The 7,182-nt window shown below is 43.1% G+C and carries 6 protein-coding genes; 4 read left to right on the top strand and 2 right to left on the bottom strand.

Features of this window, described 5'->3' with window-relative positions:
• Nucleotides 1-398: 398 nt before the first annotated feature.
• The 4 genes from O9332_RS13580 to O9332_RS13565 all read left to right on the top strand — a co-directional run bounded on the left by O9332_RS13580 (nt 399) and on the right by O9332_RS13565 (nt 5,972).
• A complete protein-coding gene (locus tag O9332_RS13580) occupies nt 399-1,115 on the top strand; it encodes a Uma2 family endonuclease (protein WP_288026008.1) in 717 nt (238 codons plus the stop codon).
• A 288-nt stretch (nt 1,116-1,403) separates the two neighbouring features.
• Nucleotides 1,404-2,543, top strand: coding sequence for a citrate synthase (locus tag O9332_RS13575; RefSeq protein WP_002796663.1), 1,140 nt, complete (start codon nt 1,404-1,406; stop codon nt 2,541-2,543).
• Nucleotides 2,544-2,961: 418 nt separating this feature from the next.
• Nucleotides 2,962-4,704, top strand: coding sequence for an ABC transporter substrate-binding protein (locus O9332_RS13570; RefSeq protein WP_288026006.1), 1,743 nt, complete (start codon nt 2,962-2,964; stop codon nt 4,702-4,704).
• Entirely contained in the window at nt 4,704-5,972 is a 1,269-nt protein-coding gene (locus tag O9332_RS13565; RefSeq protein ID WP_004159223.1) for a glycosyltransferase, read from the top strand. The genes O9332_RS13570 and O9332_RS13565 overlap by 1 nt, the downstream gene beginning before the upstream one ends.
• Before the next feature lie 262 nt (nt 5,973-6,234).
• Here O9332_RS13565 and O9332_RS13560 read toward each other — a convergent pair whose 3' ends face one another.
• Nucleotides 6,235-6,579: a DUF5615 family PIN-like protein gene (locus O9332_RS13560; RefSeq protein ID WP_004159226.1), complete on the bottom strand. Its 345-nt coding sequence runs from the start codon at nt 6,577-6,579 to the stop codon at nt 6,235-6,237.
• Nucleotides 6,576-6,869, bottom strand: a complete 294-nt coding sequence (locus O9332_RS13555) for a DUF433 domain-containing protein (RefSeq protein WP_002794978.1) — start codon at nt 6,867-6,869, stop codon at nt 6,576-6,578. The genes O9332_RS13560 and O9332_RS13555 overlap by 4 nt, the downstream gene beginning before the upstream one ends.
• Between the last annotated feature and the right edge of the window lie 313 nt (nt 6,870-7,182).

The following is a 7,182-nucleotide window of genomic DNA, read 5'->3' as shown; positions in this document are numbered from 1 at the left end:
TGCGAAGGTTACATGATATCAGCGAGACTTGGAAACTATCTCATCAAATTAGTTCCCCCATAGAACCCCCTTGAGCCATCTGGCACACTTTTCTCTTTTTGTCAAATTTTATGTTAAGAAAGATGTGACTAATGGATAGATTAAGGGGGGCAGGGGGGATCAAACCTAAAATCCATTTTTAATTTAATTATAACCAGCTACTTAAATATCAAGTCCTCTAGCTAGAGTCGCAACAGTAAGCCCAGAAAAAATGCTCTAGGGCAGGGTTGACTAATTCCCACTCTCCGATACTTTTTAAACAGGATTTAGGATCATCACCGTCCCTAAATATTTGCCCTGGTTTTTTCTAGTAAAGTTATACTATTAAGGAAGCCAAGACGAAATTCTAGGGTTAAGCAATGGTTAGACAACTCGACGACAGCCCGAAAACCGCAATCGTCTATCCCGATAGCGATGGTAAACCGATGGCCGATAATACAAGACAATTTCGCTGGATTACGACGATTAAATCGAATCTAGACTGGTTATTTGCCAATAATGCCGATGTTTTTGTCGCTGGCGATTTACTCTGGTATCCCGTGGAGGGAGATAATAAGACTCGACAAGCGCCTGATGTGATGGTAGCTTTTGGCAGACCCAAGGGAGAAAGAGGTTCCTATCAACAGTGGAAAGAGAACAATATCCCCCCGCAGGTGGTTTTTGAAATTCTCTCTCCGGGCAATACCGCAACGGAAATGACCAGAAAACTGCTGTTTTATGACCGTTATGGTGTGGAAGAATACTACATTTATAATCCCGATAAAAATGATTTGGGCGGCTGTATTCGTCGGGAAAATCGGCTCGAAAGTCTAGAAAATCTCGATAATTGGGTAAGTCCTCGCTTGGGCATTCGTTTTCAATTAGCCGAACCAGAGTTAGTTTTGTATTATCCCGATGGTCAACCTTTCACCAGTTACAACGAAGAACGACAACGGGCCGAAACGGAAAGTCAACGGGCCGAAACGGAACGACAACGGGCCGAAACGGAAAGTCAACGGGCGGAAGCGGAACGGCAACGGGCCGAACGATTGGCGGCAAAACTGCGGGAGTTAAATATTAATCCCGAAGAAACTTAAAAAAATTATCGCTCGGCTCAATCGATCGAGATAGTCTCGCTACAATGAAAGTAGATAAATATCAAGTCCTCTAGCTAGAGTCGGAACGGTAAGCCCAGAAAAAATGCGCTAGGGCAGGGCTGACTAAATCGACGAAGCAATCGCTAAATAGGATTAATTTCCGTCCAATTCTCCCCAATCCTGAACAGGAGAGGCAGAACCGAAGAATTTCTATAAAATTTCGGTAAGGGTGGAAAAATCAAGTAAGTTAGCGTTAGGGCTTAATCTTCGCCACGGAAAGGTAGAACTATGACAGTTTGTGAATATCGGCCAGGTTTAGAAGGAATTCCCGCCGCCCAATCGAGTATCAGCTTTGTGGATGGGCAAAAGGGAATCTTGGAGTATCGGGGCATTCGGATTGAGGAACTCGCCGAAAAAAGTACCTTCCTCGAAACCGCCTATCTCCTTATCTGGGGTGTTCTGCCCACGGGGGCGGAACTGGACGAATTTGCCGATGAAATCCGTTATCATCGACGCATCAAGTACCGTATCGAAGACATGATGAAATGCTTCCCCGAAAAAGGCCATCCCATGGATGCGCTACAAACTTCGGCGGCGGCTTTAGGGTTATACTATGCCCGTCGGGCTTTGGATAATCCCGAATATATCCGTCAGGCAGTAGTCCGGCTATTAGCGAAAATCCCCACCATGGTGGCGGCGTTTCAATTAATTCGCAAAGGTAATCATCCCATTCAGCCCAACGATAGTCTTGATTATGCGGCCAATTTCCTCTATATGTTGACGGAAAGACGACCAACGGATTTAGCGGCGAAAGTTTTCGATGTCTGTTTGACCCTCCACGCCGAACATACCATGAATGCCTCGACTTTTTCGGCCATGGTGACGGCTTCCACTTTAACCGACCCCTACGGTGTCATCGCTTCAGCAGTGGGAACTCTCGCCGGCCCCCTCCACGGTGGGGCAAACGAGGAAGTATTGTTAATGTTAGAGGAAATCGGTTCGGTGGCTAATGTTCGTCCCTATGTGGAAAAATGTATCGCCAATAAACAAAAAGTTATGGGTTTTGGACACCGGGTATATAAAGTTAAGGATCCCCGGGCGACGATTTTACAAAATCTTGCCGAACAATTATTCGCGGAATTAGGTTCCGATGAATACTACGATATCGCCCTAGAATTAGAACAGGCAATGGTGGATATCTACGGCGAAAAAGGTATCTATCCTAATGTGGATTTCTATTCGGGATTGGTCTATCGGAAATTAGGCATCCCCAATGACTTATTTACCCCGATTTTTGCCATCTCCCGGGTGGCCGGTTGGTTGGCCCACTGGAAAGAACAATTAAATACTAACCGCATTTTCCGTCCTACCCAAATCTACACAGGAGAACACGAAGTCCCCTATACACCGATCGAACAACGTTCTTAGATTTTATCTCCCATTCTTGATGGAAACACGGTTTCTCGCCTTTGTCAATCTTTCCCAGGCGAGATTTTTTGTCTCATTTCCTGTTATATTGATGGGGCAAGGAAACAGTCCAGTGGCTTTCGGCTTGGTCAGTTTCGGTGTATATAGGGTCTGCTGAAAAAGTTTTTCGGTGGGGGCAGGGTTTGGGGTGGGGGGTGTGGGGTGTGGGGTTTTACCGGTTTTGAGGTGGCCAATTACCTAATTTTTAGGGAAAAAGTCCAGGGATTTTCCCCCTGATCACTCCCATACCTGGTACTTTTTGATTGACAAAAAGTCTAAAAGTCTTACCCAACAAGGTTTTTAGATTTATTCAGCAAACCCTATATAGCCAGGCAAGGTCTTTACTTCTAGATAGTCGGACAGAAAAATATTAAAGATTATGGTGAAATTTTGGCAGGGATTAACGGTATTTTTAATTTCTTGTTTATTGCTGATTTCCCTAACTGCTTGTGGTAATCAAGTTAGACGCAATCAAGTGGTCATATCGGTATTAAGTGACCCAAAAACCTTTAATGCTGTTTTATCGGCCGAATCCCCGAATATTTTTGGTTTAACCTACGAAGGACTATTAACAGAAAATCCCATTACTGGCAAAAAAGAACCGGTCTTAGCAGAATCTTGGACAATTTCCGATGATAATTTGAGCATTATTTTTACTATGAGAGAGGGTTTAAAATGGTCAGATGGTCAACCCTTAACTGTTGATGACGTGGTTTTTACCTATAAAGAATTATATCTAAATCCTGATATTCCTAACAACTACCGCGATAGTTTAAGAATAGGATTAAAAAAAGAATTTCCAGTTATCACTAAACTAGATAATCGCAGAATCGAATTTAAACTCCCCGAACCTTTTGCTCCTTTTTTAGATGCTGTCAGTTCACCGATTTTACCTAAACACGCTTTAGAAAAAACTATTCAGAAAAAAAGCCCCGATGGTAGGTTAGAATTTCTCTCCACTTGGGGGTTAGATACTCCTCCCGATAAAATTGTTTTTAATGGTGCTTATAAACTAAAAGAATATATAACGGGACAAAGGATTATTTTTGAGAATAACCCTTACTATTGGAAAAAAGATGCCCAGGGACAACAATTACCTCATATAACTTCGGTAATTTGGGCAATTGTTGAATCTCAGGATACAACTTTACTGCAATTTCGTTCGGGAAGTTTAGATTCTATTGGGGTAACTCCCGAATTTTTCTCCCTCTTAAAAACTGAAGAAGAAAGAGGAAATTTCACTATTTTTAATGGGGGACCTGCCTACGGAACCCAATTTATCGGTTTTAATCTCAATCAAGGAAAACGCGACGGAAAACCCCTAGTAGATCCGATTAAATCCCGTTGGTTTAATAACTTAAATTTCCGTCAAGCTATTGCCTACGGCATTAATCGTCAAAGAATGATTGATGATATCTATCGAGGATTGGGACAAGAACAAAATTCTTTTCTTTCTATCCAATCTCCTTTTTACGATAAAACCCTGAAAGGTTACGATTATAATCCCGAAAAAGCCAAAGAATTATTATTAGAGGCGGGATTTAAGTATAATAGTGATAATCTCCTAGTCGATATCGATAATAATCCCGTTAGATTTAACCTGATTACTAATGCAGGAAATAAAATCAGGGAAGCTATTGGGGCGCAAATTAAAAATGATTTAGCCGCAATAGGAATTCAAGTGGATTTTCAAGCGATCGCTTTTAGCAATTTAGTTGATAAACTGAGTAATAGTCTAGATTGGGAAGCACATATTTTAGGTTTTACTGGCGATAATGAACCCCACGCCCCTAATATTTGGTATGTAGATGGAAATCTCCACGCTTTTAACCAACAACCTCAACCCGGCAGCCCGCCGATTCAAGGCTGGCAAGCGGCGGATTGGGAGAAAAAAATCGCCGATTTATACGTCAAAGGTTCCCAAGAATTAGACTTTGAGAAGCGCAAAGTTATCTATAATGAAATTCAACAACTTCAACAGGAATACGTCCCCTTTATTTATCTAGTTAATCCCCTCGCTTTGGGGGCCGTGCGTAACTGCTTTGAAGGCATACAATTCTCCGCCTTGGGTGGAGCATTCTGGAATCTAGAAGAATTAAAGAAAACCTGTGGAGGTGTTTAATGACTCATTTTGGCATTCTTTGTCCCACCGCTTCTGGACATATCAATCCTCTCCTACCTTTAGGAAAAGAGTTACAAAAACGCGGTCATAAAGTTACCTGTTTTTTAACTCTTGATGGTGAAGAAATGGTGCAAGCAGCCGGCTTAGATTTTCAGGCAATTGCACCCGACCAATATCCGAAAGGCACATCAGCCAAAAATTTAGCCGAAATTGGTCAATTACAGGGAAAAGCCGCCGTCCGTCGCACGGTACAATCAGTTACTAATTCTACCGCTGCCCTCTTTGAAACTATCCCTCAAGAGATGCGTCGCTTGGGAATTGATGCCCTAATTGTCGATCAAGTCTCCCCCTCAGGAGGTACAATCGCAGAAAAATTAGCTATTCCCTTTGTCAGTTTTGCTGGGGCATTGGTTTTAAATCGTGATCCGCTTATTCCGCCCTTTATGACCACTTGGGACTATAATCCCTCATTTATCGGGGTTATTCGCAATAAAATTGGCTATAAACTCCTTGACTCTCTGACTCGTCCTCTGAATGAGTTAATCAACCAGCAGCGTCAAGAATGGGGGTTAATTCCCTATCAAAACATCAATCAACGCTATTCCCCCCTTGCTCAAATTAGCCAACAACCCGCCGAATTCGAGTTTCCTCGGTCAAATTTACCCGCTCACTTTCACTTTACCGGCCCCTTTCACGATTCCTCCACCAGAAAAACGATTCCTTTTCCCTACGAAAAATTAACCGGACAACCCTTGATTTATGCTTCCCTCGGTACAATTCAAAATCGCCTACAATCGGCCTTTAATGCGATCGCCGAAGCCTGTGCCGATTTGCCGGTACAATTAGTTTTATCCTTGGGCAATGCCGACTCTAACATTCAAATAACAACCAAAAACGCCCTAGTTGTTCCCTATGCTCCCCAATTAGAGCTTTTAACCAGAGCCTCTCTTACTATCACCCACGCAGGCTTAAATACTACCCTAGAATCCCTAGCGCAAGCTGTACCGATGGTGGCCATTCCCATCGCTAACGACCAACCGGGGGTATCTGCTCGGATAAAATGGTCGGGTACAGGGGAAGTGATTCCGATTTCCCGTCTAGAAGTTCCCCGTTTACGAAAGGCGATTGAAAAGGTCTTATCCTTCCCCAGTTACCGAGAAAATGCCCTGAAAATGCAAAAAGCACTACAGAAGACAGGAGGAGTGAAAATGGCCGCCGATATCGTCGAAAAAGCCATTTCTACCGGCCAACCCGTCCTATCGGTATAATAACCAGGGTCTGCTAAAAAAGTTTTTCCTGCGGACAGGGTGTCGGGTGTCGGGTTTTAAAAACGTTATCGAAAACAATTGACAAAAATCGCCCTTTATAACCCGTCCATGGCCTAACACAAACCGAAGAACCATAAAGATTAGATTGAACATTTCTGGGATTTCTGTCTAACAGCAATGGTCAGCGGTGATGAATGAACTAGAACATCGCCGCTTCATCGTGTTAGCTGGCTTGTGCTTAGAGTGTAAGTTTGCGGAGAAATCATGCGTATAGTAACTGATTATTAATACTATCAACAGTCAACGTGTTGACTAAAACACCAACCCGTTGCACGACCTCGTAGGCAGTTTTCTGAGGGACAACAATAATTCCACAATGTTCTCTGCCTTCCTCTATGAATTGAAGATGTAATCGTTCAAAATCAACTCGGTTGTGGGTGACAAGACATCTACCTAAAGAAGCGGCAAATTCTAATTGTTCGCTGTCAGTTTTGCCCAAAGTTGACTGCTCAGGAACAGTGGTGACATCTAAACCACGAGAACGCAGAAGTGTTGCAACTAACGCCGACACATCTTCGTCCATGTAAAGCGAAGCAAATATGCTCATAGCTTACCCAAAGCTGCCTTTACAGAAGGATGCACCAACTCATCGGGGACTTGGTTACGTTCAATGTACTCGTTAATTTCTGCTTGATGATCCAAATAAAAACTCAAGGCATCGAACACTTGTGCTAAGGTCAAATGAGGTAAATGAGTTGGAATTTCCTCTGGCATCACACCTAATCGCCACAGACCTACGATTGCGCGAATAGATGTGCGAGTGCCTTCAATAATTGGCTCTCCACCTAAAATCTCATTGTTTCTGGTGACATAACGTGAAAGAGTGATAATCGTCATGGAATTAGGTCTCTTAGGGAAATCGCTAATTCTATTTTAGTCAGGGACAGACATGACTTGATCATGGCATCTAGTCGCTAGAGGCATCGTCGGCTAGATGTTTGGCTCTTCTGGTTTCTGTGTGGAAACGGGGTCTATACTGATAGTTTCTTCAGCAAAATACTCCTAAAAGCTGAGTGCCTGACACATCTTGTGTCAGGGGTAGCAGGTCAAGGACGACAGAGCAAAGAGTGAACACGGGAAAACCATATTCGGTCATAGTAATCGGAGAGAGCGTTCTTAGAAGAGAAACAGGGTTCTGGGTCAGAGTGGA

The organism is Microcystis sp. LE19-10.1B (genome assembly GCF_027530565.1).
GTDB classification, from domain to species: domain Bacteria; phylum Cyanobacteriota; class Cyanobacteriia; order Cyanobacteriales; family Microcystaceae; genus Microcystis; species Microcystis aeruginosa.
The sequence above is the reverse complement of the archived record's forward strand: the minus strand, read 5'-3'. Positions and strand labels throughout refer to the sequence as shown.

Excerpts from the sequence above, each read along its gene's own strand:
- O9332_RS13555 (WP_002794978.1), bottom strand. The coding sequence starts at position 6,869 with ATGACGATTATCACTCTTTCACGTTATGTCACCAGAAACAATGAGATT.
- O9332_RS13575 (WP_002796663.1), top strand. The coding sequence starts at position 1,404 with ATGACAGTTTGTGAATATCGGCCAGGTTTAGAAGGAATTCCCGCCGCC.
- O9332_RS13565 (WP_004159223.1), top strand. The coding sequence starts at position 4,704 with ATGACTCATTTTGGCATTCTTTGTCCCACCGCTTCTGGACATATCAAT.
- O9332_RS13570 (WP_288026006.1), top strand. The coding sequence starts at position 2,962 with ATGGTGAAATTTTGGCAGGGATTAACGGTATTTTTAATTTCTTGTTTA.
- O9332_RS13560 (WP_004159226.1), bottom strand. The coding sequence starts at position 6,579 with ATGAGCATATTTGCTTCGCTTTACATGGACGAAGATGTGTCGGCGTTA.
- O9332_RS13580 (WP_288026008.1), top strand. The coding sequence starts at position 399 with ATGGTTAGACAACTCGACGACAGCCCGAAAACCGCAATCGTCTATCCC.